Annotated in this window: 21 protein-coding genes and 1 tRNA gene; 10 read left to right on the top strand and 12 right to left on the bottom strand. The window is 64.0% G+C overall.

Annotated features, from left to right (window positions below):
* Positions 1-47: 47 nt before the first annotated feature.
* The 4 genes from Ga0080574_RS18955 to Ga0080574_RS18970 all read left to right on the top strand — a co-directional run bounded on the left by Ga0080574_RS18955 (position 48) and on the right by Ga0080574_RS18970 (position 6,241).
* Positions 48-893 (top strand): fumarylacetoacetate hydrolase family protein, encoded by an 846-nt coding sequence (locus tag Ga0080574_RS18955; protein ID WP_076703286.1) that lies wholly within the window; start codon positions 48-50, stop codon positions 891-893.
* Between the two features lie 412 nt (positions 894-1,305).
* The gene (locus Ga0080574_RS18960) at positions 1,306-3,513 is read left to right on the top strand and encodes a VapE domain-containing protein (protein WP_083716894.1); all 2,208 of its coding nucleotides are present in this window, start codon (positions 1,306-1,308) and stop codon (positions 3,511-3,513) included.
* Positions 3,514-3,963: 450 nt separating this feature from the next.
* A complete protein-coding gene (locus Ga0080574_RS18965) occupies positions 3,964-4,479 on the top strand; it encodes a DUF1441 family protein (RefSeq protein ID WP_083716895.1) in 516 nt (171 codons plus the stop codon).
* The gene (locus Ga0080574_RS18970) at positions 4,472-6,241 is read left to right on the top strand and encodes a phage terminase large subunit family protein (protein ID WP_076703291.1); all 1,770 of its coding nucleotides are present in this window, start codon (positions 4,472-4,474) and stop codon (positions 6,239-6,241) included. The genes Ga0080574_RS18965 and Ga0080574_RS18970 overlap by 8 nt, the downstream gene beginning before the upstream one ends.
* A gap of 105 nt (positions 6,242-6,346) precedes the next feature.
* Here the strand turns inward: Ga0080574_RS18970 and Ga0080574_RS18975 are convergent, their stop codons facing one another.
* On the bottom strand, positions 6,347-6,616 hold the full coding sequence (locus tag Ga0080574_RS18975) for a hypothetical protein (protein ID WP_076703293.1): 270 nt from the start codon (positions 6,614-6,616) through the stop codon (positions 6,347-6,349).
* Positions 6,617-6,871: 255 nt separating this feature from the next.
* On the opposite strand from Ga0080574_RS18975, the gene Ga0080574_RS18980 reads away from it, so the two are divergent.
* The 6 genes from Ga0080574_RS18980 to Ga0080574_RS26015 are packed head-to-tail and all read left to right on the top strand — an operon-like array spanning position 6,872 to position 11,393.
* Complete coding sequence (locus Ga0080574_RS18980; RefSeq protein ID WP_076703295.1) at positions 6,872-7,504, top strand: hypothetical protein; 633 nt, start codon at positions 6,872-6,874, stop codon at positions 7,502-7,504.
* A complete protein-coding gene (locus tag Ga0080574_RS18985) occupies positions 7,504-8,871 on the top strand; it encodes a phage portal protein (protein ID WP_076703297.1) in 1,368 nt (455 codons plus the stop codon). Before Ga0080574_RS18980 ends, Ga0080574_RS18985 begins: the two co-directional genes overlap by 1 nt.
* Positions 8,861-10,633 (top strand): prohead protease/major capsid protein fusion protein, encoded by a 1,773-nt coding sequence (locus tag Ga0080574_RS18990; protein ID WP_076703299.1) that lies wholly within the window; start codon positions 8,861-8,863, stop codon positions 10,631-10,633. The genes Ga0080574_RS18985 and Ga0080574_RS18990 overlap by 11 nt, the downstream gene beginning before the upstream one ends.
* On the top strand, positions 10,633-10,848 hold the full coding sequence (locus tag Ga0080574_RS18995) for a phage head-tail joining protein (protein ID WP_076703302.1): 216 nt from the start codon (positions 10,633-10,635) through the stop codon (positions 10,846-10,848). The genes Ga0080574_RS18990 and Ga0080574_RS18995 overlap by 1 nt, the downstream gene beginning before the upstream one ends.
* Position 10,849: 1 nt before the next feature.
* Positions 10,850-11,179, top strand: a complete 330-nt coding sequence (locus Ga0080574_RS19000) for a DUF2190 family protein (protein ID WP_076703304.1) — start codon at positions 10,850-10,852, stop codon at positions 11,177-11,179.
* Positions 11,180-11,183: 4 nt separating this feature from the next.
* Positions 11,184-11,393: a hypothetical protein gene (locus Ga0080574_RS26015; protein WP_156876403.1), complete on the top strand. Its 210-nt coding sequence runs from the start codon at positions 11,184-11,186 to the stop codon at positions 11,391-11,393.
* Here the strand turns inward: Ga0080574_RS26015 and Ga0080574_RS19005 are convergent.
* The 11 genes from Ga0080574_RS19005 to Ga0080574_RS19055 all read right to left on the bottom strand — a co-directional run bounded on the left by Ga0080574_RS19005 (position 11,360) and on the right by Ga0080574_RS19055 (position 25,974).
* Entirely contained in the window at positions 11,360-12,628 is a 1,269-nt protein-coding gene (locus Ga0080574_RS19005) for a DUF6538 domain-containing protein (protein WP_076703306.1), read from the bottom strand. The genes Ga0080574_RS26015 and Ga0080574_RS19005 overlap by 34 nt on opposite strands.
* 134 nt (positions 12,629-12,762) lie before the next feature.
* Positions 12,763-12,852, bottom strand: a tRNA-Ser gene (locus Ga0080574_RS19010).
* Between the two features lie 243 nt (positions 12,853-13,095).
* Positions 13,096-13,416, bottom strand: a complete 321-nt coding sequence (locus tag Ga0080574_RS19015; RefSeq protein WP_076703308.1) for a hypothetical protein — start codon at positions 13,414-13,416, stop codon at positions 13,096-13,098.
* A gap of 42 nt (positions 13,417-13,458) precedes the next feature.
* Positions 13,459-14,586 (bottom strand): hypothetical protein, encoded by a 1,128-nt coding sequence (locus Ga0080574_RS19020; protein ID WP_076703310.1) that lies wholly within the window; start codon positions 14,584-14,586, stop codon positions 13,459-13,461.
* A gap of 3 nt (positions 14,587-14,589) precedes the next feature.
* Positions 14,590-17,199, bottom strand: coding sequence for a hypothetical protein (locus Ga0080574_RS19025; RefSeq protein ID WP_076703312.1), 2,610 nt, complete (start codon positions 17,197-17,199; stop codon positions 14,590-14,592).
* A gap of 11 nt (positions 17,200-17,210) precedes the next feature.
* Positions 17,211-20,546 carry a TipJ family phage tail tip protein gene (locus tag Ga0080574_RS19030; RefSeq protein WP_076703314.1) on the bottom strand — a complete coding sequence of 1,112 codons (3,336 nt, stop codon included), beginning with the start codon at positions 20,544-20,546 and terminating at the stop codon, positions 17,211-17,213.
* A 35-nt stretch (positions 20,547-20,581) separates the two neighbouring features.
* Positions 20,582-21,004: a C40 family peptidase gene (locus Ga0080574_RS19035; RefSeq protein WP_237219285.1), complete on the bottom strand. Its 423-nt coding sequence runs from the start codon at positions 21,002-21,004 to the stop codon at positions 20,582-20,584.
* A gap of 17 nt (positions 21,005-21,021) precedes the next feature.
* Positions 21,022-21,552, bottom strand: a complete 531-nt coding sequence (locus tag Ga0080574_RS19040) for a DUF1833 family protein (RefSeq protein ID WP_076703316.1) — start codon at positions 21,550-21,552, stop codon at positions 21,022-21,024.
* Positions 21,549-21,974 (bottom strand): hypothetical protein, encoded by a 426-nt coding sequence (locus Ga0080574_RS19045; protein WP_076703318.1) that lies wholly within the window; start codon positions 21,972-21,974, stop codon positions 21,549-21,551. Before Ga0080574_RS19045 ends, Ga0080574_RS19040 begins: the two co-directional genes overlap by 4 nt.
* The gene (locus Ga0080574_RS19050; protein ID WP_156876404.1) at positions 21,971-25,678 is read right to left on the bottom strand and encodes a phage tail tip lysozyme; all 3,708 of its coding nucleotides are present in this window, start codon (positions 25,676-25,678) and stop codon (positions 21,971-21,973) included. The genes Ga0080574_RS19045 and Ga0080574_RS19050 overlap by 4 nt, the downstream gene beginning before the upstream one ends.
* Positions 25,675-25,974 (bottom strand): hypothetical protein, encoded by a 300-nt coding sequence (locus Ga0080574_RS19055; RefSeq protein ID WP_076703323.1) that lies wholly within the window; start codon positions 25,972-25,974, stop codon positions 25,675-25,677. Before Ga0080574_RS19055 ends, Ga0080574_RS19050 begins: the two co-directional genes overlap by 4 nt.
* Positions 25,975-26,020: the final 46 nt, after the last annotated feature.

The following is a 26,020-nucleotide window of genomic DNA, read 5'->3' on the forward strand; positions in this document are numbered from 1 at the left end:
AATCTCGGCCCGGGCGCCGCGCGTGGAACCGCAGAAGGAGACGACAGATGAAACTGCTACGAGTGGGCGCGCGCGGCGCGGAAGTGCCGGCGCTGCTGGATGCGGAGGGCCAGATCCGCGATCTCTCCGGCAAGGTGGCGGATTTCGCCGGGCAGGGCGTGTCGCTGGAGGCGCTGGCGGAGATCCGGGCGCTCGACACCTCGGCGCTGCCGGTGATCGCGCCGGACACGCGGATCGGCGCCTGCCTCGCCTCGGTGCCGAATTTCCACTGCATCGGATTGAACTATGCCGCCCATGCCGCCGAGACCGGGGCCAAACGGCCGAAGGAGCCGATCCTCTTCTCCAAGGCCAGCTCGGCTTTGTCCGGGCCGAACGACCGGGTCGTGCTCCCCGTGGGGTCGGAGAAATCCGACTGGGAGGTGGAGCTGGGCGTGGTGATCGGCCGCCGCTGCGATCGGGTCTCCGAGGCGGAGGCGCTGGCCCATGTGGCGGGCTATTGCACCGTCAACGACCTCTCCGAACGCGCCTGGCAGATGGAGCATGGCGGCCAGTGGATCAAGGGCAAGTCGGCGCCGGGCTTTGGCCCCTGCGGCCCCTGGCTGGTGACCGCCGACGAGGTGCCCGACCCGCAGGCGCTGGCCCTGTCGCTGGATCTGAACGGTACGCGGGTGCAGGAGAGCGACACTTCCGACATGATCTTTGGCGTGGCGGAGATCATTTCCTACATGAGCCGCTTCATGACGCTGCTGCCCGGCGATCTCATCGCCACCGGCACGCCCTCGGGCGTTGGGCTGGGGATGAAACCGCCGCGTTTCCTGCGCCCGGGCGACACTCTGGCGCTGCGCGTCGAGGGGCTGGGCGAGCAGCGCCAGGAGATCGTCGCTGCCGAGTGAGCGAGCCGGCCCGATCTTGCCGTCGTGCAGAGTGTCTTCGCGACGGCGGTTTTGGGGGGCTGTACGCAGAGGCGTTCCACGCCGGTTGCGGCGCAGGACTGTGGATATCGTGCTGATAACGATGAGGGGGTGATGGCGGAGACGAAGTCCGTTTCTGCATTTTCCGCACCGAAGAAGATGAAATAAAAACAGAGACTTACCATCTTGCGTTGTCAGAAATGTGGACAACGATGTGGACAAGAACATCTGCGAACGCTTCGGCGACTCAAACACACCTGCCACAAATGAGAAAGCCCCCCACCGCGACCGACGGCAGGGGGCTTGAACAGGATTCCCAAGCAGCGGGAACGAACCTTGCTCAACCTCAAGGCTCACCACAACATGAACAAACCTCAACACAAAGGCCGATCACATGAGTCACAGTAATAATGATGCAGCGGAAATGCAAGCCAATCTGGACGTGGCGCTGGCGTGGGCGGAGGTCGGGATTCCGATCTTCCCGGCGCGGGCCGAAAGCAAGCGCCCCCACGTCACCGGCTGGCAGGATAAGGCCACGACCGACCCGGCTCAGCTCCGCCGCTGGTGGCGCAAGTGGCCCGACGCCATGCCCGCTATCCCTACCGGCAGCCGCTCTGGCATTGCGGTGCTCGACCTCGACCGCAAGAACGGGAAGGACGGCTTCGAGACGCTGCGCGAGCTGGGGCACGACCCGGACGTGCTGAGCCCGCATGTCATCTCCACGCCTTCTGGCGGAGGGCACATTTACTTCCGACATGTGGACGGGCTGCGCAACTCCACAGATGAGATCGGGCCGGGCGTTGACGTGCGGGCCTATGGCGGGCTTGTCATTGCCCCCGGCGCAATCAACGGCAAGGGCAGCTATGGGCGGCTCAGCGGCCCGCTGAAGCGCATTGTGGCCGATCTGCCGGAATGGCCCGCCGTTCTTCAGTCGCCCGCTCGCAAGCCGCGCCAGAGCTCAGGCGATGTGACTGGGCTATCATTTGAAGATTTCCGGGACGCGCTCATGACCGTGCCCAACGACGACACCAACCCGGATGCTGCGGGCCGGGACTGGTGGGTCAAAATGCTGGCCGGGGTTCACCATGAGACAGACGGTTCAGAGGAAGGCTTAGAGCTGGCGCAGGAATGGTCCGCTCAGCACGACTCCTATGATCCCGACCAAACCGAAGCCGTCTGGCAATCCTTCCTCCGCAACGACGGGGCGACTGGTGCCACGGTTCTTTGGGAAGCGCGGAAGCGCGGCTGGGGCTTCAACCCCGCTGACCTGCTAACCGACGAAGACGTTGAGGTGGCTCGCGAGCGTGGCGCGGTGCTGGACCTGCTACCCGACGATGACACGCCGCCGCCCGAAGGGACGCTGGAATACGTTGAATGGATGATGGAGCAGCCTGACGACGCGCCGACCCCCGCGAAGAAAGACTGGGGCACTCCGATCATGCGGGGCAATAATCCCGTCATTAACCTCCACAACACCACGCTCTATCTGGGCCGGAACCTCGACTCCGTGCTTCCCGGGCTGGCCCACAACAGGATGACGGGCCGGGATGAATGGCGCGACGGGCCACTGACTGACGCCGCCGTATCCCTCGCCCGGATCGCCCTAGAGCGGCTGGGTCTGCAAACTGTGGGCAAGGACTTAGTGGCCGACGCGGCTCAAACCGTGGCCCGGAAGCTGGCCTATCACCCGATCCGGGACCAGCTGAGGGCGCTCCGCTGGGACGGAAAGCCCCGGCTGGACTCGTGGCTGGTGCGCCATGCCGGGGCAGAGAATACCCCCTACACCCGTGCCGTGGGGCGCAAGTTCCTAATCGCAATGGTGGCGCGGGTGATGGAGCCCGGATGCAAGCACGATCACACGCTTGTCCTGTCCGGGGAGCAAGGCCAGAACAAGAGCACGGCTTGCCGCGTCCTCGCAGGGGCGGAGTATTTCAGCGACACGCTGCCCAGCATCACGGGGGACAGGACCGACGCAATCCGGCACCTTCAAGGGAAATGGCTGGTCGAATTTGCCGAGCTGGCACCGTCCCGGAAGAGCGAAACGGAAGACCTCAAAGCCTTTCTCTCTGGGGCCGTCGACCGGGTGCGGCTGCCCTATGCCCGCTATGACGAAGCCTTCCATCGCCAGTGCGTTTTCGTGGGCACGACGAATGAGGAACAGTTCCTCCGAGACGCGACGGGCGGGCGGCGCTTCTGGCCCGTGAGAGTGTGCAAAGTCATCGACATTGAGGCGCTGACCGCTGAGCGTGACCAGCTCTTTGCCGAAGCCTTTGCCGCATACAGCGACGATGAACCGTGGTGGCTGGACCGGGACTTTGAGGCTGAACACGCAAAGCCGGTGCAGGAAGCTGCACGAGAGTCCGATAGCTGGGCCGAAGACGTGGCCGCGTGGCTGGACCTCCCTCAGTATGATCAGGACGAAGAGGGCACCGTCAGGACGGAAGTCACCATCTCCGAGGTGCTGAGTGGGCCGCTTGAACTCACCAGCGCACAGCAACACCAAGGGCACCAAAAACGGGCCGCTGCGATCATGCGCGATCTGGGGTGGGTGAAGCGGAAGACCCGGAGCAAGAACGTCTGGTGCAGGGGGGATTTTCAGTGACCTCAGCCGTGGACCGTGTGGACCGTGCTGTGGACCGTAGGGTCCACATGCAAGCCGCTGTTTCCCAAGGGGGAATCCGTTGTGTGGACCGTGTGGACCGTATCAGAGCAACAAAAGTCTCAGAGCGGCATAGCCCCCTTGGGCAGCGGCGGCAGAGGGCTCTAGGGGGTTACAATGGCGTTTTACGGTCCACACGGTCCACAGAAGGGGCGTTTTGTAGCGTTTACATGGGCTTATGCGTGGACCGTGCTCACGTCGATACGGTCCACACTCCCCTTGGGCGGACGCTGGGGGACAGAGCCCCTGTGTGGGGAAGCTCAAGGTACTCCGCGAAGGGGTGGGGTGCGGGTTACGCAGAGCCCCGAGCTTTTCCCCCGTGGAGAAAATTTGGAATCGAGAAAACCGCTGTGGGGGAAATCCCCCCTGTGGGGAACACTGAGGAACTGAGAGATGAAATTTACCCCTGAGATGGTGGACGCGATGCTTCTGGGGAAAGAGCCCCCTGTGGAGGAAGCCCCCGTGGGGGAGGCTGCCGTGAGCGCCGCTGAGCTGGGGGAGTGGCTGGGCATCACCGCGAACCGCGCTCACGCTCTGGGGCGCGATGGCGTTCTCCCCCGCACCGGGGAAAAGCTCTTCCCCCTCCGGGCCAGCGTCCGGGCCTACAGCGATCATTGCCGGTCACTGGCAAAGGGCAAACAGGTGGACGCCGACCTAGCCGCCGAAAAGCTACGCCTCGCCCGTGCCACCGCCGAGAAGGTGGAAACCGCCAACGCCAAGCTCCGGGGCGAACTGATCCCCGCCGCCGAGGTGGAACGGGAATGGGCAACCGTTCTCAGGGGCGTCCGGGCTGCCATGCTGGCGGTGCCGTCCCGGGTGGCGCAAACCGCCGGGCATCTGACCCCGCACGACATCAACGCCATTGACCGGGAAGTCCGGGACGCACTGGAAGAGGCCGCCCATGACTGACGCGCTCACCATCACCCGCCGCAACGCGCTCCGGGCTCTGACCCCGCCGCCGCGCCTGTCCCTGTCCGAGTGGATCGAAACCCACATGCGGCTGCCCGAGGGCGTTTCCGCTCTTCCGGGCCGCGTGTCGCTCTGGCCCTACCAGCGTGAGATAGCCGACGCCATTTCCGACCCGACCCTTGAGCGGGTCACGGTCGTCAAATCGGTCAGGGTTGGCATGACCACGCTGCTGACCGGGGCGCTGGCGTCCTATGTGGCCAACGAACCGGCCCCGATAATGGTGTTGTTGCCGACCGAGGCCGATTGCCGGGACTACACCGTCTCGGACCTTGAGCCGATCTTTGAGGCGACCCCGGCGCTGCGCGGGCTCATCTCTGCCGAGGCTGACGACACGGGTCGCTCTACGCTGCTGAGCCGACGCTTTCCGGGCGGCTCGCTCAAGATCATCGCGGCGAAGAGCCCCCGCAACCTCCGCCGCCACAACGTCCGCGTCCTGCTCATAGACGAAGCCGACGCGATGGAGGCGGGCGTGGAGGGCAGCCCGATCACACTGGCGGAACGGCGCACCCTGAGCTTTGCGAACCGCAAAATCATTCTGGGCAGCACCCCTACCCTTGAGGCCACGTCCAACGTGCTCCGGGCCTACGCCCGCTCCGATCAGCGGGTCTATGAGGTGCCATGTCCCGAGTGCGGGCATTTCCACGAAATCCAGTGGTCGGATATTGTCTGGCCCGAGGGTGAGCCGCAGAAGGCCGCCTACGTCTGCCCTGAGTGCGGTTGCGTAGTGGAAGAGAGGCACAAGGCGGCGATGGTGCAGAATGGCCGCTGGCGGGCCACACAGGCGCATGTAGAGGGCCACGCGGGCTTCCGGCTCAATGCTCTTGTCTCGACGCTGGCGAACGCCTCATGGGGCAAGCTGGCGGCGGAGTTCGTGGAAGCCAAGAAGCAGCCCGACACGCTTCAGGTCTTCGTCAACACCATCCTTGCCCAAGGCTGGCGCGAGGCCGCCGAGGAAATCGACGAAGCGGCGCTGGCTGCCCGGGCGGAGCCGTTCGGGCTGCCGGATGCGATCCCGGCGGACGTGCTTTTCGTGACCGCTGGCGTCGACGTGCAGCGCGACCGGCTAGAAGTCGTCTTTCTGGGCTGGGGCCGGGACGACATTTTCGTGCTGAGCCAATTCGTGATCTGGGGCAATCCGATGGCGGACGACGTGTGGGCAGAGCTGGACGACGCGCTGAAGACCATCTGGAAGCATCCCAAGGGAGGCATCCTCCACGTGGACGCGGCGGCGGTCGACGCGGGCGACGGCGAGACGATGGACCGGGTGATTAACTTCTGTCGTCCGCGCTCTTCCCGCCGGGTTTACGCGATCAAGGGGGCCGCCGGGAACCGCCCCGTGATCCGGGCGAGCGACACACGGGGCAGCCGCCTTTTCATTGTGGGCGTGGAATCGGTCAAGGGGCAGCTCACCAGCCGCCTGAGCAGGGGCAAGACCGTTCGGTTCTCAGATAGCCTTGAGGGGCGCTTTTACGAAGAGCTGGCCTCCGAACGGCTGGTAATGCGCTATGTGAAGGGGGCACCCGTGCGGCAATGGGAACGGATACCGGGGCGGCGGGCGGAATCGCTGGATTGCGTGGTTTATGCGATGGCCGTTCGGTCGCTGGTCAACGCCAAGGTGGAGCGCCGCGAAGAGGAAGTGGAGGCGAAGACCCTTCCCAAAGCGGCCCCCTCTGTGGTCAAGTCATCTTGGCTGGACAGATAGGTGGGCATAGAAAAGGACTGGTGTGTCCGACTTCGCAGCGCCCCAGAAGAGACAGAAAAGGCGGACCAATAGGCCCGCCGTTTTTCATTTCCCTTTGGCTTCTAGTTAAATCAGTTCAAAGATATTTTCCGTCGTCACGACGCGTCTCAGCACAAGATCATGGGGCTTTTCCCAGTCTCTCACATTACGGTCGCTGAGCCTCCCTTCGCTGGCGAACGCCAGAACATCGTCAGGCACGGGCAGGCCATTTTCCTCCAGCATCATTTCCGTGACCTTTCGCGAATGCCGCAGCGGGCGTTCAGCCTCCACGCCAAGGTAGAAAATCATACGTGCGGTTTGCTTTGCGGCTTCAATCTTGGCGCTCTGATCCAGCATAGGGTTTCCGATCTGCTTGGGGCGGGGGGTGGGGTGGGGCCGCCTGCAACGACATCCAAACAACAGGCGACCCCGGGGATTGTTCATCAATGGCTGTTGAGTGAACGAATCCTTTATACCCGGTAGGAGATATCGGATGCAAGTAATTGTTATCGTATAGTTTTGGTTGACCATCAACTAATAGTTGATCATTTTCAAGGAACCCGGTTCCCGCTACCGTGTCTGCGAATCTACTCCTGACACGAGGAACCAACGATGACTGAAGAATATGGCGGCTTCCTCCACGTCCCCGAGGTGGACGCGGACGAAGCGAAGATCACGACGGACAAGGCCGCGCGTTCGCTGGCCGAAGCCGGTTTACCGGTGGACAAGGCGTCAGTTTATTTTCGCAACCTGACCCGCGCCGGGCTGGTTCACCCTTACAGCCGTCAGAAGACCGGCAAGAAGGCGTATTATTTCAAGCCCGACCAGATCGTGATTGCCGCCGTGCTCTGGCGCATGGCCGAGGCCGGTATTGCGGGTGAAGAGCTTCGGAAGGCTGCTTCGCAGGCAGCGTCCCGCGCAATGTCGACTTGGCGGGCCGAGGACCTTGGGATGACCCAAGAGGACATGCAGGCTGGCCGCTTCCCACTGGTGCCGTCCAGCCCGGCGCTGGCGGCTTTGGTGGCATACATCCAAGGGCGGCGCGGCTTCTCTTTCGAGCTGATGACGCAGCGCAACAGGAAAACCGGCGACCTTTGGCATTCCGCCCGCATCGGCAACGCCAACGGGGGCTTCACCAACTTTACTTTGCAAAAGCACGACGACTGGGAAAACCGTTCGGTGTTCGCGCTGGACCTCGACAACGTGCTGGCACACCTCACCCGCCCGCGTGAGGTGGCGAACTGATGGCGTTCCCCTTCCTGCCCAAGCTCTTCCGCCGCGCTGCGAAGCCCACCCATGTCCGCCGTTTCGACGGGGCAGCCGGGGGGCGGCGCGGCTGGGGCATGGGCACGATGGGGCGCATCAACCCGGAAGTCTCCGCCGCCGGGGCATCGCTGCGAAGCCGCGCCCGCTACCTTGCCGCGAACAACCCTTGGCTGGCGCAAGCCGTCGCCAACTGGGCTGGGGCTTTGGTCGGGCCGGGCATCGTGCCCACGGCGAAGCACCCCGATGCGGAGCTGTCCGCCTATTTCCAGAACTGGGCTGATGAAGCCGACGCTGATGGCCGAACCGACTTCTGGGGCCTGCAATCCGACATCGCCCGGGGGGTGGTCATCGACGGCGAAGCCTTCGTCCAGATCATCACCACGGAAGCCGGGCCGAAGCTCCGCTTGATACCGCCCGAGCTGGTGGACGAGTCCCTGACCCGTGAACTGGCGGACGGGGCTTGCATCGTGCAGGGGGTGGAGTTTGACGCGGACGGCAACCGGGTGGCCTATCACGTCCTGCCCAGTCGCCCGCATGACCAATTCGCCAACTATGCCCCGCCTGTCCGGGTCCCGGCGGATGACATTCTCCACATCATGAAGCCGCTTGCCGCCGGTCAGGTGCGCGGAGTCAGTTGGATCGCCCCCGTCATCCTGCCCGCCTCCGACTTTGACCAGCTCTGTGACGCGCTCTTGGTGGGCGTGAAGGTCGCGGCGATGCACTCCGCGTTCCTTGTGGACATGAACGGCACGGCGGGCGAGCCCTATGACGGCACAGAGTCGGGCGGCATCATGGAAACCGGCCTTGAGCCCGGCACCATGAAGCGACTGCCCACCGGCTATGACGTGAAGTTCAACACGCCCGGGCAGACGCAGGAGATTGGCGCGTTCCTCCGGCTCAACCTGCAACAGCTTGCCGCCGGTCTGGGCTTACCAGAGCACTTGGTTAGCGGAGACCTTACTGGCGCAAACTATTCCAGCCTGCGGGCCGGGCTTTTGCCGTTCCGGCAGCGGGTGGAGCAAGTCCAGTATGGCACCCTTGTTCCCCAGCTTCTCCGCCCGATCTGGCGGCGCGTTGTCACCTTCGGCGTCCTGTCTGGCGAGCTGGCAGCCCCCGACTTCGAGACGAACCCCCGGGCCTATCTGGCCTGCGAATGGCTGCCCCCGAAGCCCATGCAGGTGGACCCGCTCAAGGACGTGCAAGCGACCGTTGCGGAGCTGGAAGCCGGACTGACCAGCCGCCGCAAGGCCGTGGCCGAACGAGGTTGGTCAGTCAAAGACCTGGACTCGGAAATTGCCGCCGATCCGCACACCCCCAAGCGCAAGGAGTCCGACAATGCCGCTTGACCTCTTCACCCGCCGGGCGGCCTTCCGCCCGACGACGCTTGACCGCGACAACCGCACCGTCCGCGTGACCGTCTCGACCGGGGCCGCCGTCCAGCGACGGGGCTACATCGAACGGCTGACGCTGCCCGACCCGCAGAGCATCGTGGGGCTGCCCGTGCTCAACTCGCACCGGCAAGACGGGCTCGACAACCTACTGGGCCGCGTGGTGGCGGCTGGCGTGGATGACGCGGGCCTCTGGGCCGACGTGCAAATCTCGCAGCGGGCGGACTGGCTTCTGGAAGAGATCGAAGCCGGAATCGTGACCAGCGCCAGCATCGGCTACCGCCAAGGCAAGGCCACCCGCTCCACCGATCCCGAAACCGGGCAATCGGTGCGGACCATCGTCCCCGAAATCTCGGAAATTTCTTTCGTCCCCGTGCCCGCCGATAAGGGGGCCACAATCAGGAGTAAAAACGTGGAAAACGACGAAATCACGGTGGATGAAAACGCCACCGAAACCCGCGAAGACGAGCGGGCGCAGACCCGGGCAGCGATCCGGCAAATTGCCCGTTCCGCTGGCCTGACCAGCGAACAGGCTGACGACATGGTGGACCGTGAGCTGTCCATCACCGAAGCCCGGGCGGAAGCCTTTGAGGCAATGCAGGACCGTGGCCGCACCACGCCGCGCATCCGCACGGCTCACCGCGAGGCAGACAACCCCGCCACGGTCCTGCAACACCGCTCCGACGCGCTCTATGCGCGGACCTCTGGCGAAGCCCCGTCTGATGGGGCGCGGCCCTATATGGGCGAGACGCTGCGCGACATGGCACGGGCTTGCGTGGAGGCGACCGGCACCAGCACCCGGGCGATGGACACGGACCAGCTCTTCCGCGCTGCCATGCACACCACGTCCGATTTTCCCCAGCTTCTCACCAGCACCGGCAACCGGACGCTGGTGACGGCCTATCAGGCGGCGCAGAGCGCGGTGAAGACCACGCTGGCGCGGCAGTCCACCCTTGCCGACTTCCGGCCCGGGACGCGGCTCAAGCTGAGCGACATCGGCACTCTGGGCAAGGTGAGCGAGTCGGGCGAGATCAAGCACACCAGCCGGGCGGAAGCGTCCGAGTCCTATGCGCTCGACACCTACGCCACCCAATTCGCGATCAGCCGCAAGGCGCTCATCAACGATGACCTTGGCGGCCTGAATGACTGGGGTGCAACGGCGGGCCGCATGGCGGCGGAGACCGAAGCCAACCTGCTGCTGTCGCTGCTGCTGAGCAATCCGACGATGGGCGAAGACAACACCGCGCTCTTCCATGCCGATCACGGCAACCTCGCAAGCTCCGGCACGTCGCTGGGCAGCGTGGCGGACATCAACGCTCTGGGCGCGGCCCGCAAGGCCATGCGCGGCATGAAGGCACTGGACGGCAAGACCCCGATCAACGCCACGCCTCGTTATCTGCTGGTCGGGCCGGAGTCGGAGACGGCGGCAGAGCAAATCCTCGCCCAAATCTACGCCGCGAGCTATCAGGACGCCAACCCGTTCTCGGGCCGCCTGACGCTGCTGGTAGAGCCGCGCATCACCGATGAGAGCTGGTATGTCTTCGCTGACCCGGCTGTCCTGCCCGTGCTCGAATACAGCTATCTCAGCTCCGCTCAGGGGCCGCAGATGGCGTCCCGCGAAGGCTGGGACGTGCTGGGCATGGAGTTCCGCGTGGTGCTCGACTTCGGCTGCGGTGCGGTCGACTGGCGCGGGGCCTACCTCAACCCGGGTGACGCCTGATGGCGTCCGTGGCTGAGCTGACTCAAATGCGGGCGGACCTCCATGCCGCCCGCATGACCGGGGCACGGGAGTTCCGCGACCAGAACGGCGAAACCGTCGTCTACAAGTCCGACTCCGAGATGGCCCGGGCTCTTGCCGCGCTGGACGCTGAGATCGCTGCCCAGTCCGCCCGCCCAGCCTCCACCATCCTCTTCAAGACCTCGAAAGGACTCTGAGATGAAGAACTACGTGCAGAAGGGTGAGAACATCACCGTGACCGCAGCCGCCGCCGCCAGCTCGGGCGATGGCGTTCTCATGGGCAGCCTCTTCGGCATTGCCGCCGGGGACGCTGCTATCGGCGAAGACCTCGACCTTGTGACCGTGGGCGTCTTTTCCATGCCGAAGGTGAGCACCGACGTGATGACGGTTGGTGCGCCCGTCTACTGGGATGACTCTGCCGGGCTGGTCACAACCGACGACGACACCGGCAGCAACGCGGAAATCGGGCTGGCCGTGACCGCAGCCGCCAACCCCAGCGGCACCGTCAACGTGCGGCTCCACGGCTGAGACGATGAACGCCCCGGCCACCATCACGTCGGACCTGTCGCGCCTTCACCGGGCGCGGGACAAGGTTGCACGACTGGTGGTGGCCGATCCGGCCTATGCGCCGATCTTCCAGCGCCTTGAGCTTGAGATTGCCGAAGCTGAGGCGGCTGGCGACATTCTGGCCCGCGCCCGAGCTGTCGCTCAGATGGCCAGAGGGGACAGAACTTCGCGCTGATATTCCAGCGTGGCACCGTCGCCATACTCTTCTCGGGTGAGGCGATGGCCCATCAAATCCCGCCGCACCCGTTCATCAACCTTGGCCGCAAGCAAGCGGTCTTCAAACGCATGTCTCAACGAGTAGAGCGAATGTCTGTCGGACTCCAACAAGCCGTTTTCCCGCAAGAACTTGTTCACCGCACCGGACAAGCCCGACCTGTCGCGGTAGCGCGGGAAGCCGCCCGGGAAGCCGCGCATGGCCTCCAAGCTGACCCCAGTCAGCGCGATCTTCCGACGCGCCCGGCGGCTCTTGAGCTGGCGGCCTACCGGCTCAATCGAGATGTGGGGCACGTTGGCCTTGAGATGGATCGTCTCGGGCGTCAGAGCGGCAATCTCCGAGGGTCTGCATCCCGTGTTCACCATCACCAGCAAGATGGCGCGGGCCTCATCGTTGAGACCGTCCAACGCGCCGGGCTTCAAAAGGTGATCCCGAATCCACGGCACCGAAAACGGCGGGCGCTTCTTGGCTTCGCCTTCCTTCAAGGACAGGTCCGAAAGCGGCAGGACAAGCCCCAGCCGCTTCATCCGGTTGACCGTTTTGAGCACGTCGCCAAGGTGGATCAGGTCCTTGTTCGCGCTGTTGGGCGTCATGTCCTCATCGGCAATGCGGTCAATCCACCAGTCGCGGAAGGCCAGCATATCGTCTCCGGTGATCTGGGGCAGTGGCCTATCGCCAACAACTTCGACGAAGTTCTTAACCGCCTTCTTGCGCGGGTTCTGCCAGCGCCTGATTTGGTCTTCACTCTTCCCCAGCGTCTTGTCCTTGGCGAGCGCCCAGTAGAGGTCAAGCGCCCGCGTCACCGTGATGGGCGGCTCTGTGACCGCGCCCAAGATGGCGGCAGCCTCGACCGGGTTGGGCTCGCCTTTGTGCTCCGGCACGGCTTCGATGCGGTCCAGAAGCTCAGCCTTGGGCAGCTCTGCCACCTTCGCGGCGGGCATGAATCGGAATCCCCGGCGCTCTGCCAGCTCACGCGCCGCATCAAATCTGCGCTCTGCATCCTGAGTGTCACCGGCCAATCGGCTTTCCCAACCCTCGATCAGCTCAGCCCATGCGGCTTCAGCCTTCAACTTGGCGAGCTGTTCGGAGTCAGTGTGCAGGCTCTGAGAGACCAGCTCGCGCGGCTCGATAGCGGCGAACCGCTTGGGCACCCGGCGGCGCAAATGGTAGGTCTTCCCGATCTTCTTGAGAGACATGGGCGAGCCCCAATGGCGGACAATGTAGCAGAAAAGTGGACAAAAATGTCGACCATTGTCAACCGCAAGTTTCCGATGATCCGGCCTAGTGGCCTGAGATCATTGGAAATTTTCGGTTTTCGCCTGAGTGTTTATGGCGGAGACGAAGGGATTCGAACCCTCGAGACGGTTTCCCGCCTACTCCCTTAGCAGGGGAGCGCCTTCGACCACTCGGCCACGTCTCCGCCGACCCGTTTAGAGGGGGAGACGCCGAGAAACAAGGCGAAAATACACTCTTTTTGCATCCGTTCGACACGGTGAAAATTCTTGCCAAACAGTAAAGGGCGTATGTCGCCGGGCCGCATGCGAAAGAGCGCTGTAGCGTGACAGCCAAACTTGCAGTGTTTGACACGCAAACTTGCAGCAACGCGATTTTGAAGAACGGCCATTGAAGGGCGCGCCAATGGCCGTTCGAACGGTCGAGACGATCAGACCTCCAGCATCTCGTAGGCGGCGGCGACTGCATTGCAGGGCATGCCATTGTTGGTCACGATGCGGCGCATAAGCGTCAGCTCCTCGGCTGTCACCTCGACTTCGCCACCGCCATAGATCCGCATTGCCAGCTTGCCTCGCTCCAGCGACGACGACTCGGCCTCGCGGGTTGTGTTGACGATATGGCCGACATAGCGGCCCAGCGTCGCCTCGACAGCCGGACGGACCTCGGAGCCGTCCGCGTCGAGGACGGGCGGGAACATGACGAGCGGGGTGCCGTCGAGATTGGTGATCGGCTGATCGAAGTCGATTTTCATGGTACTTCCTTTCTTCGGGGGGAGGTTTCAGGGGGGGGGATATCAGGATACGACGGAGAGCTTGCGCAGCACCCCGTTCGCGTCTTTGATCGTCAGGGTGCCACTGGCTGTCTCGCCTGCCAGCGCTGCATAGGAGCCCATACGCACGTGCCCTGCGCCTGCCGGATCAAGCAAAAGGTCTGCGTCGTCATCGACGCCATCGACATAGATCCGGGCAGGGCTCCCTGTCCCGGCCGCGCCAATCGCCACATAGTTCAGCGCTACGGACCCGACCCCGTTGTTGAGAAAAAAGAACGGATGCTCAGCGTCATTCAAAAACGAAATACCGCTGTCATTGGCGCGCATGCCCATACGTGAGCTGGCCGCGCCGGTCATGTTTGCAGTGATATAGAACTGCTCGTAGGGACTTCCGGCCATGGCGCCAGCGGTGAACCAACTGAACCGGGTGCCGTTTGCCTGCATATTGATGGCCCGGCGACCGCCGTCTGCCCACGGCTCCAACGCACCCGGCCCAAACGTTATGCCATTATAGAACGTGCTGCCGTTGGGAGCGATATAGAGCGCCACGTCCACCGGGTAGGAGGTCGCGTGCACGTTGGGGTCTGCGCCACTGCCAATGGTCAGGCCGCGCGTGGAGCCCGACAAAAATCGCCCGTGAGGCGTGATGCCGGGTGCGCCGTCATCAGCAGTCGGGCTTGGCCCCTTGTTGCCGACTTGCAGCTCCCCACCCCAGACGGACCCGGCCCCGGGCATGCGCACAGCGTCGAGGTAAAGGGCCCACCCGGGGCCGTCCGCATCATGGTTGGCCATATGGGATGCGAGGGTTATAGTTTTGTCGCCCGATGTCGTGTTTTTGCTCGTCGCCGCAAACGCACCCGCAATACCGTAGTCCGTGGCCACGACGATGGTGGCATTGTTGGCAAAGTATTCCAGATCCTCGGTTCCATCGAACACGCTCGGGTCAGTGAGCTGCGATACCGTCGTGGTGTTATTCCCAGCCGTCGCCCCCGAAAATCCCATGGCGTCACCAAAAAAGGCCCTGGGCGCTCTGGCGGCGGCGAACGGGGCTTTCCCCGCAGGCACTGTAGCGTTCGAGAAGAACACGCTTTCCGGCGCGCCCAGCTGAACACCGGTGCTGAAATCGACGGCGGCTACGTTGATGCGCTGCATGGTCTACGCCCCCAAGAATACATGGCCAGAGAATTTTATCGTGGTGGTCGCGGTGAGGTCAGACACCTCCGCGCTGACCGGCGTTGTCGCCGCCGCCGGATAGCGCAGCAATGTAATCCGTCCGCTGGCGTCGTCTTCAATCTGTAACCCGAACCGCGTGCCCGCAGCCGCATAGTCATAGATCTCAAGCGACGCAGATCCATCGACGTATGTCGCAAACGGCAGGCCGATATCAGAAAGGTCGATCTTGATCTTACCCGTAGACGTATTTAGCCCGGTAAGGCTCACCCGTCCGCTGAACTTGATGCAGTTGCTGCTGACACGCTCCCACTGTCCGCGTGTTGCGAAGCCGTAGGAGAAATTGGTAACACCGTCTGTTATGAGTGCAGGCGTCCAGCGGTTTGCATTTGTGGCAATGCCCCATACCTCGCCATCGGCTCCATAGTTCGGGCCTGAGATCACGTAGCCACGACCCGAGCCGCTATCCACGCTGTTTAGGTTATCATAGGTCAGGATCTCTGCGGCAGGGTTTGCAGGGCGCACATGATTGTTTTTGACAACCATGTGCGCCTTGGTCACATCCGAGTAGTTGCGCACGCCCGCGCCTGTATACCCGTCGAGAATGCAGTCCTGAATGTCCACCACATTTCCATCGGAGAGCGCTTCTGCGGTGATCTCAACGCAACTGTCGCCCTTGGTGACGAAGGTCACGCCGCGCGCGATCAACGAGGACATATTGGCGCTGCCGACTGTGAGCGGCGAGCTATCGACGCGTGTCGATCTCAGGACGGTTCCGGGCAACAGGCGAAGCTCGACCTCCGGGATATTTACGAAGACCGCCGCATAGTTCGCGCTGATCTGCGCACCATCGAGCGTGACAACACGCGTCATGTCCCCGACGGCACCGTCGATAACAGTGAAGCCGAACTCGGTCGCAGCGGCGACATCAGACTGCCACGGCACGCCTTGCAGCGTCACATCACCACCACGCCACTGCATGGCGTAGTGAAAAATCTGGTCTGCGAGGCACCCGTCCCTGAACGTCCAGTCACCGCATCCCTCGTGACACGTATAGGCTGCGGCGTGGTTGTTGAGCGGCATGATGTTGTCGCAGATCACATCGAAACTGTCATTCCCGTCCACCACATGACGCAGCCGGATGCCGGTGATCCCGTCCGCCCTGCATATGGCGGACCTATCGAACCACACGCCGTAGAAACCGCTATCGAGATCTTCGGTGACTGGCCCGTAAGCATCGGTGTGACCCCGCAAAGTTGTGTTGATAGCAGAGGCTCTCTGTCCGTCCTTGAAATGGATCGCGCGCCCCTGAAAGCCCTCCACGTAAACGGGCTCGAAAGTGCAGTTGTAGTAGCCCTCAGAAAAGAGCGCCGCCGGGCCAAACCCGTTGGCCATCGCCTGCCGAACGCCGCCGCCCTGCCAGATGCCGCCGCTGATGCGCACGTCACGTACGGGCGTGTACGTATCGACCGTTACGGTGTGGGAGGTCGCGTCGTACTCGAAGCGCAGCGGCCGGTCGAGAGTGAGAGTATTGCCGGTCACATCGGTAATTCTGACGGGCTCGCCCTTGTAGATCTCTTTGCCTGACAGGGTGTACCAGCGCTCTCCATCGCTTTGAATAAACGCCTGATCGCCTGCACTGATGCCCGACGCCGAGGCCACGGTGATCGTGGTCGCCCGACGCCCGGTATCCGCAGAAAGTGTTGTGCTCGGACCTTCCTGACCGCGCACCTCAACGGGGGCTCGTACACGCCCCGTATTCCACCCATCGCCCGCCACAGCCAGCCAGCCGGTGAACGCAGTCGCGTCGATCCGTGTTGCACCGAACGCGATCTCCTGACCGTGCGCTGAAATCACGGCAGTGCCATCCATGCGCAGCGCCGCTCCGGTCGAATGCAGCTTGGTGCCAGCGGCGGCTGTGATGGCGGCCTGAATGATCGCGGTGCTATCGACCGTGCCTGTATAATCGGCGCCAAAATGACCGAAGTCCCAGGCCCCCGACGGGCAGGCGCCGGGCAGGTCCGCGATGGTGCCGTAAAGCGCATGCCCGACTGGCATTTTGAGGTAGTTCCGCTCCCCGTCGCTGAACACTTTTCCGGGAGGAACCGCATTGCGGTTGCCAGCGACACCCCACCAGCTGACAAGCTGGTCGCGCCCAGCGAACGCGGGCATGGGATACCGGTCCTCAAGGCTGTCGCCCGCCTCGAATGTGGTGCTGCCTGCGCTGGCCGTGCTGATCACGCCCTCCCAAATGAGCACGTCAACATGGGTGATCCCGTCGGGCCAGCCATCGACCATGGTCAGTTCGGCCCCATCCCGCGTCCATTCCGTGCGCGGCTGATAACTGCCGCCGGCCAGCACGATGACAGCATCGTCATTGGCGGGGGCAACTGGCAGGGTTATGGGGTTCGGAGGTGGCGCGCCTTCGTAGCGTTCGCTGCGCATCCGCGACGAGGAGGTTATCAATCCTGTGTTCACGAGCGCAGTGGCCAGCGTGGCCAAGGCCACCCGGCCGAGTGAGCCGTCATAGTGGCCCAGAAGGTCGCTGACAGAGGCTAGTTGAGCCTTATCTACCGATCGCATCCCGTTGCTCATCTCGTTCTCCGTTAAGCGATTTCGGCTGTGGCTGGCCCTGCGATACCTGCCAGGGCCTCGTCATTGCGGGGCTGCGCGTAGTAGTCCCAAGCGCCCTGCGGGGCGCAGGCGGAAGTACGCAAGTACAGTGTCACGTCATCGAGATGTCCCTCGAAATCACCGGACTTGAGGAACTCAAGATGGGTCGTACCCGCCGTCACGGTCAGCTCCGCATAGTGGCGGCCGTTCGCGTTGACCTCTGCGGCTGACACCACGGCGCCACCTGTCAGCCGAGCGGTGACCGTGCCGGACTGGCGATCCGAGATCCGATAGGCCAGACGCAGAACCTGGCCGGCGCTTACGGCAATCGACTGGCTGAGGACCGTTTCGGTCAGCGGCGTGGCGCTGGCGGCGGCGTAGCCGCTTTCGATGGTCCAGCCCGTCCCGGCGACCCATGCAGAAGCGTCGGAAAACTGACCGTTGGCGATAATTGTCTGGCGGGTCGCGTCGCCATCCATGAGCGAGATCGTGCTGCCAGCCGTGACCGGGACCGGATCGCCGACGGCGTGCATTTCGGTATCGAGCATTCCTCCGGCAGGCACGCGGAAGAGCTGCATTCCGGTGGTGGCTCCCGAGGGCACAGCCATGGTGATCGTCGCGCTGCCGAGCCCGCTGCTCGCTGTGATGGCCTGCGCATCCAGATCGTCCGGCAGCGCAGGGTCGTCCTGACCGACAGTGATGGTCACGACCGGCGAATAGGCGCTCTCTGTATCACCAACGGCGATGGCCACGGCGCGCAGCTCAACCTGGTCGCCAACCACATACCCTTCGATCAGGCCGGCTCCCTGAGCGACCGGAACCGTTACAGATGACCAGCCATTCGGTCCCTCATAGCGATGCTCGATTCGATACGACTTCAGCAGCGCGGAGCCTTCGCCCGGCGCGAGCTGCACGGTGATCTCGCGAGGGCCAGTATCTTCCCCGGATGCCAGGCTTTCGAAGATCTCAAGCCCCGACCGGATGGACACCCATTTCGGCGATCCCGGTGCAGGCCCGACATATTCAACCTCATCGCCAATGCGCCCGGTCCATGGCGGAGCCACGTAGGCGTCAGTCAGCTCGTCGATGATCGGTGCGTGCGCGACCATGCGCACAACGGAGGTGAACTCCTCGCCAGCCTCGACCCCTTGTATCACGACTGGATAGCTGTCGGCTGCGGCTGGGCCAAAATGCACCAGGTCGCCCTCCTGGGGCGTCACACCGGAACCGACAAGCAGCAGCGTGCCGGTTTCGCCCGGTACTGTCCGGACGAGCCGCAGCACGGATTGCCCCACCGTATCCTGATCCTCACCCGGCGCAGGCTCGGGGAAATGCCGGAAACGCATGGCATATGTCTCGCCTTCGAGCATGGAGACCAGTTCGTCCAGGACGACGATCTCACCCTCCACCGCTCGCACCCGTCCGACATACTGGTGCTCGGTCAGCAAGTAGTTCGAGAACATAACCAGGTCGCCGCGTGTCGCGGTCCTCACGCCGTGATCCTGCGTTGCCTGATGCACATCCGGTCGGTGGATCAGCTCATAGGCGCGGCGGGTCGCCTCGCGCGCGATCTCGGCGGGGTCTGTCTTGCCAGGCATTTCCAGCACTTCGGTGAGGTTGATCGGCCCGTCATAGCCCGGCCAGCGCACCAGGCGCTCGGCCTCGTTGTAATCGTCTGTGGCGTCGCGAAACTTGACGCGGAAGCCATGCGGCGGCTCGAAATAGCTGCGGGTCGTGCTGAGTTCGTCGGCATTGCGCGGATTGATATGATCGACGATCAGGCTCTGCGGCCGGTCGATTACGACACCCCATTTACCGCCCATGCGTCGGGGCATCGCACGTCCGGCGGCGGCGATCACCGTCAGCACATCGCGCAGTGTCATGCTTTCGTCCTCGAAGACGTGATCGAACTTCAGATCCTTCAGCCGGCAGAAATCGTGCCAGTCCTGAAGCTCTTCGAGATCAATATCCTCGTCTGCGCTTGGCTTGGGGTTTGCCTCAGATTGGAGCGCCAGCCGATAATACGACGCGGGATTGCTGGTCGCACGCTCGACCCATTCCCCCGTCTCATGGTCCCAATCCGGGCAGATCCGGCTGCACAGCGCGTTGAAATTGTCGATCTGTCCGTTGAACTGCGCGGTGGCCCGACCACGAAAACCGACTTTGGTCACCTTACCGTCATAGGCGATCGGGTTCTCCGGCCGAACCGTTTGCAGCGCCGCCCAGACCAGCCGCTTGATATAGCGCTCGTTCGGTCCCGGACTGTCCATGAGCGTGACCTGCACCTGCCAGCGACCGCGCGTCGGCAGATCCCATGTATATTGGCGGAAAAAGGATTCCTGTTTTTTCGCGCGGAAGGTCAGTGTCGTGACCTCCTGCCAGGGATCGGAGGAGGTCAGCCGCTGTGCGATGCGGACGCTGACGCGGTACTCCTTCTTGTCGCCTTCGCGGTTGTAGCGGATCAGGCCTGCGGGGAACCAGAAGATCACCGAGGCGGCTGCCGCATCCTTTCCGGTAGACCGCACAACCGGTGTTTCGATGCTCGGACCGTCGATCCGCTCGCCGGCATCATCGGTCGGCCAGGGCCGCTCCAGCTCCGCACCGACGCGCTCTTCCACCACCTGCCACGGGTAGAGGCCGAGGGAAGTGTTTGCCGGCAAATCGGTATGGGTTTCGGTTTCGATCTCGTCGAATTCGTCGATCGACGTGTCGCCCAAACGGATATCGCTCAACTCGACATTGCCGCCGCCGAAGAGGAAGGCTGCGCGGATATACTGGATATCTCCGACGATCTCGCTCCAGCTCGACCCGGCGAAAGGCGGGGCATAGCGGATCGTACCCATGATCTCCGGCACCGCGCCATCCGGGCGCATCTCGTTGCGGAAACCGGAAATCTGATACCGGTTCCTGACCTTGTCGGGCTCCGGCGGCGGAAACATCGAGTTGATCAGCAGGTTCCCGACCGCCGTCGTGCCCATCATGATCAGAGCGCCCCAGGCTTCCGCCCCGAGGCCGAAGGTGCCAGCCAGCATCGGCCCAAAATATGCCCCCAGCGCCACCGCCGCGACCGCCACCACGATCTGCAACACCGATTTCATGGCGCCGTCGCCGGGCGCCAGGCGCAGAACCACGCGCACGCCCGGCCGGGGGCGGGCAATATGCCAGATTGCCGGATCGACAATCTGCACGCCCTGGTCGGTCACCAGCGCAACGCGAACCCGGCGCCGTGCAGCCTCCGGCAGGCCGGGCATCGCAATTGTCACGATCTCGGAGAGCGTCGCGCCTTCTTGAACTTCGAGATCGACACGCCCGGCGCCGGGATCGAACATAGGCGCTGCGAGGACGGGGATATTGCGCGGTCTGGTCATCGTGCGGCAAGCCCGATCAGCTCGACATGGCGATAAACGCCGTTAAGACGCGGCCTCCACCGGCCCACATCATAGCTCTCCACCTTCGCGCAATCGCCGGAGGAGACGTGGATCATCAGCCCGTGGCGGATCACTATGCCCACATGAGCATTCCAGCGGTCTCGCCGGAACACGGCGATGTCGAAGGCAACAGCCGGCCCGTCCACCGGCACCCACAGTGGTGATGCGGCCTCGCCGGCGATCAGCGCGGCGATCTCCGCATGCTCGCCCTCGGCGCCTTGACCGAGGTATTCCGGCAGGCTCACGCCGAGCTCTTCCTGGTAGATGATGCAGGCGAGCCCCCAGCAGTCGCAGCCCAGCCGGGTGCGGCCGTATTCCTGATAGGGGATACCCACGAACCTGTTTGGCCAATCCATCATGTCGCGTGCCTCCCTGTTCATCGGTGCAGCCCCGGGAACCACGAGCGGGACATACGGGCCTTGGGGAAAGGCTCGTTCTCGCGCTCCTCGAAGCTGTAGGTGATGGTGATCTCGGTGCCGGTGATCACGGCTGAGGTGATTTCCAGCCCCAGCGCCTGCTCGATCGGATCGTTGGGCATATCCGCCATGACCGTGGCCAGACTGATGCCCGCCAGATCGGTGTAGGAGCGGACAAGCTCCGCCATTGCGGGGCTGAGATTATCCAGGATCAGCTGGCCGGCTTCAGGCGTATCGTCCAGATCGGATGGCAGGATCGCCGCCGCGATCACGAACAGGAAAGGCTCCGTCTCGGGGTCGGCGCCGAGCCAGGACGACCGGGTTCCCCGGATCTGCCCTTCATCCGTAACCGAGATCAGATCTGCATTGTCAGTCGACAACCGGATCGGAGCGTCGAGCTGCGCATGGGTGATTTCGATCAGGATCACCGGCAGCTCGTCCGAGACCTCCGCATCCATCATCTGGCGGGCGTTGAGGGAAACGCGTCTCATGGCAGCACCGCGACAGTGAAGGTCAACCGGAACTTGACCTGCTCGACAACGGTCTCCTTCGGCAGCTCGGCGCCGAACAGACAAAGCCATTGCGCCGACATGAGAATTGGCACGCCGTTTTCATCGAGCACCGCCGTGCCGTTTTCATCGAGCATCGCCCACCCGTCGGTGGTCGGATCAGGCATCCGGAAAACGCGGGACCCGAAGTTGGTGTCCTGCTCGAAAAACCGGTCGAAGACGCCCTTTTGCAGCCGGGTGCAGACCAGAGACAAGGAAACGGGCTTTGCGACCGCCGAATAGCGCCGGCGGTAGCGCGGTCCGCCGGTTTCTCCACGCCGCTTCTGACGTGGATCATTCCATCCGGCGTTCCAGCTATTGCGCTCGGGCTTGTCGAGTTCGGAGGGCCAGTTCAGTGGTGTCATCGCCGCACCGGCCCTTTCTTCACGCCCATCATCTGCAACTGCTTGCGCATCGGATTTCCCGGCTGCGCCATTGCCGCTGCGCCCTGCTGACCGACCGTCATCAGCAATTGCCGGCCACCCCGACCGTCCGACTGTTCCTCGAACTCGACACCCTGACCGGCATAGTCGTTGACAACGACGCTGAGCGGCTGCGCCACCGGCAGCGCGACCGCTGAGCTCGACTCGCGCGCGGCCGTCAGGAACGGATACGCCGCTGCCCGGCTGGCATAGCCGCCGACCTCGTAGCCCGGCATGACGCCCCGGCGGATCGCCTCCAGATTGGGGACGCCGATCCGCGCTGTGGACGCGGCGTCGAAAACAAACTCCTGCTCATGGACCAGCCCTGCGACCCGCTTCGGGTCGCTTCCACCGGTCGGGCCGCCAATGTCGAAACCCGGTAGCCCCATTGCCCCGGAGATGCCCGAAACGATGGTCCAGATCCCGCCGCCGCCCGTGTTTCCGGCGCCACCGCCTCCGAGGCCGGCCAGAATGGAGCCCAGGTTTCCGAGCCCCAGATCGAAAGCGCCAAGCCCATCCGTGGCCTGCGCCGCAGTGGTGCCGAATTTTGCAAGCGCCTCTTCGGCCGCGCCGAGCCGTACCGGCCAGCTCTCGACCATCGAGCTGTCCGCAGGCCGCTCGAACTGACGCATCCAGACATTCGTGGCATCGCCGACATTCGTCGTGGCGAGCAGCTTTTGCAGCGCGCCGCTTTCCGAGGTCAGCAGCTCTTTCCAGACATAATCCAGCTGCCCCTGGACATTGCCAAGACCGGCCCGGCCGCCCACCGCCGCCAGCAGCCCGTCCGCGCGGGAGGCATGGTGCTGAAAGAGCCCGAACGAGGTGCCCTTGTCACCGACAGCAAGGGGATCGAACCCGCTTTCGCCCGCCGCGTTGCCGACGATGGCCGCGATCTGATGCGGCGCCAGCCCCTTGCCCTTGAAGAACTCCCAGATCTGGGAGGCGACCGGGGAATTTGGCAGGTTCACACCCGCCGCAGCGCCCCCGACGCCGCCCATGGTGCTGGCGAACTGGCTGATGCCGCTGCCGCCAATGATCACATTGGCTGCGGTCACCTGCATCGTGGCAACGGATCGCGCGGCCGCGTCGGCGGCGGCGCGGGTCGGGTCGATCTCCTGAACCTGACCCGTCAGCCGGGCCCAGACACCTTCGAGCCCGCCGAGATCGGCAAGCGTCGCGTAATCCGAACCTGTGAAAGCGTTCTTGAGCGGGTTCTTGATGGCCAGATCGGTGAGGATACCCTGGATCTCCTCGGCGATGCCTTCGAAGAGCCCCGGAAGGTCCGCCTCCATCGCGGCGTCGACGATGCGGTCGATCGAGCTTTCGGCGGCGGCCTGCACATCCGACCAGGCATCCGCCTCGCGCGCGACCTCGGCGGCGAGATCGGCCTCGGCCAATGCACCGTCACGGATCTGCTGCGCCAACGCACCCGTCGCGTCGATGCCCTGTTGCCGGATGTCGAGCTCGGCCTCGTAGAGCGCCAGAACGCGGCGGCGGGTTTCTTCGGATTGCCCGAGCAGCACCTGTTCGAGCTGCATCTGGGCGACAGATCGCTGCTGCGCTTCCAGCATCGCCTGGGCCGCAGCGAGCGACCCGAACGGATCGACGCTCGCCAGCCCCCGTGCCGCATCCCACTGGGCCAGAAGCGCGCCCTTCGTCTCCTGAGAAACCAGCAGGGTCTTGAGCGATTGCGCGTATTCCGCGCGCGCCGCCTCTATCTGGAGCGTCTTGACCGCAAGGCTGTCGCGCCCGTGCTGAAGGATCGCGGCATTGATCTCGGCCTCGCGCTGCATCTCCGCCAGCGACTGGCCGGCCTCGCGCTCAGCCTTGGCGATCTGCGCGTCGCGCGCACGCCGGCGGCTCTGCTCGATCAGCTCCTCGCCCTGGGCGATCTGTTGCTCAGTCGCTCCGAGCTCCTCAAGGCGCAACCGCAGCGCCTCCCTGGCCTGCTCGGTGCGCAACCGCTCCACCTCGACGCTCTGCTCGCCATTGGCAATGACGCTCTGGGTAATCGCCAGTTCGTTCGACAGGCCCGTCAGGGTTTCGGTGATGGCCCGCTGCCGCTCCTGGGCGCGCAGCGCCTCCTCGGCCGCAAGCGCGCGGTCCAGATCGGCCAGGGCTTCGCGCTCGCGGGTGCTGTCTTCCTCGATGCCCAGTTCGCGCAGCTTCAGCGTCAGCGCGTCGCGGGCATGACGGTTGCGAACCGCATCCACTTCGGCGCTGTTCTCGCCATGGCGCGTCACCGCCTCTGCGAGCTCCGCCTGCTGGCGGTATGCATCGCTGACTGAGGCCATCTGCTTATCGAGCCGCGCCTCTTGGGCACTGCCATTGTAAAGTGCCTCAGTCTGCGCTGTTTGAAGCGCTGCCTTGGTCAGCTCGTTGAGCATAGCAGCCATATCGGTATTGATTTCCGATACAGGCCCACCGGCAGCAAACTCATTGACGAGATTGCGGATCTCACGAATGACGGCTTCGACATCGCCCGCTGTTGAGAGCTGGACGAGCTGCTCCTTCTGCGCTTGGAACTCTTCGTAGCTAGGTCCCCGACCACCGGTCAGTTCACGGTAGTTCTCGACACGCAGGCGCTCCTCCATCTCCCGTGTCTCAGCGAGACCACCAGTGCCAAAGGTTCCCCCAAGTGTTGTAGAGCGTCCTGCCTCATTGAGGCGCTGCCACAAAGACGGTTCAAGTCGCTCCGAGAGAATGCCGTCTAGAGCACTTCCCAGACTTTTCAGTTCAGCAGCCCGTTCCAACGCGAGGAGATCCTGCGTCATGGCGCGGATATCGCCGGACATGCTGCCGAAGATCTGCCCGAGATCCCGGTCATTCAGGATCTTGAGATGATCGCCAATCGCTTGCAGCGAGGTGTCGAGCTTGCCCAGGCGTTCGTCCAGCGTGCCGGCCGCATCCTCGCTGTCGAGCAGCATGCGAACGAAGGGCACGCCCACGGCGACCACCGCGCCCAGCACGGCGCCCATCATGCCAAAGCCGCCCAGAAGCTGAGGAAGCTGCTGGGCCATAACCACCGATGCGGCAGTGCCCATCTGCAACTGAACGGCGATATCCTGCGCCTGGAACGCCGCGGTCTGCACGCCGCCCCGGGCCATGCTGCGCCTGCCTCCACGGGACTGCGCGGCGGCAAAAGCGTCATACCCAGCCTTGGCGCGTGTCCGGGCCGCAGCTGCGGTTTCGGCGGAGAGTGCGCCCATGCGTTCGGCAGCGGCGATATCGCGCAGCTCTTTTTCATAGGTGCGCATCGCGGCGAAGAGCGGATCGAAGCGCGCGCGCACTTGGTCGAGCTGTCCCTGCCAGGCGGCGGTCTCGCGCTGCGTGGCCACGAGATCCGCTGCCTGCGCCTTCAGCCCCGTGCTCATCGAGGCGGTTTGCGTTTGCAGCGATCCGATGGCGGTTTCGGCGCTCCGCGCACCGCCCGAGACCTTGCCGAAGCCCGCCGCCGTGCGGACCGACGATTGCATGATCCGATCCAGGTTCTCCCTGGTGCCAGGCGAGGCGGTGCGCTGAAGCGCAACGGCGGCCCGGTCGGCGGCGGCCGACATGCCGTCCAGCCCCTCGGCCGACCGCCGCGTTTCTCCCACGATGGCGGAGGCATCGGCTTCGACAACCAGCTTTGCGCGCATTTCCGTCATGTCTTGTCCAGCACTTTGAGCGCCGCGCGCTCGATGATCCCGATCCCGTCCAGAAGCCGCGCATCACGGGCGATGCCCATCCAGCGCGCGGCCACGTCAATCTCGCCGTAGTCGAAGCCCAGCAGGCGGATCTTGCCGCTCCAGTGCGTGGCGACCCGCCATTTCCCGATAGTGGCCAGAGCAAGGCGAACCGTGTCTCGCTCACGCTCGGGCAGTCGGATCGTCCGGTCTTCGACCCCGATCATCTCCCCGGCGACCGACCGGGCGGCCTCTTTGTCCAGCCCGGTTTCGGCCATGACGTCCTCGACCAGATCGTCGGAGACGGTCGCGCCGCCATAAATG

Origin of the sequence: Salipiger abyssi (genome assembly GCF_001975705.1) — a bacterium.
GTDB lineage: Bacteria > Pseudomonadota > Alphaproteobacteria > Rhodobacterales > Rhodobacteraceae > Salipiger > Salipiger abyssi.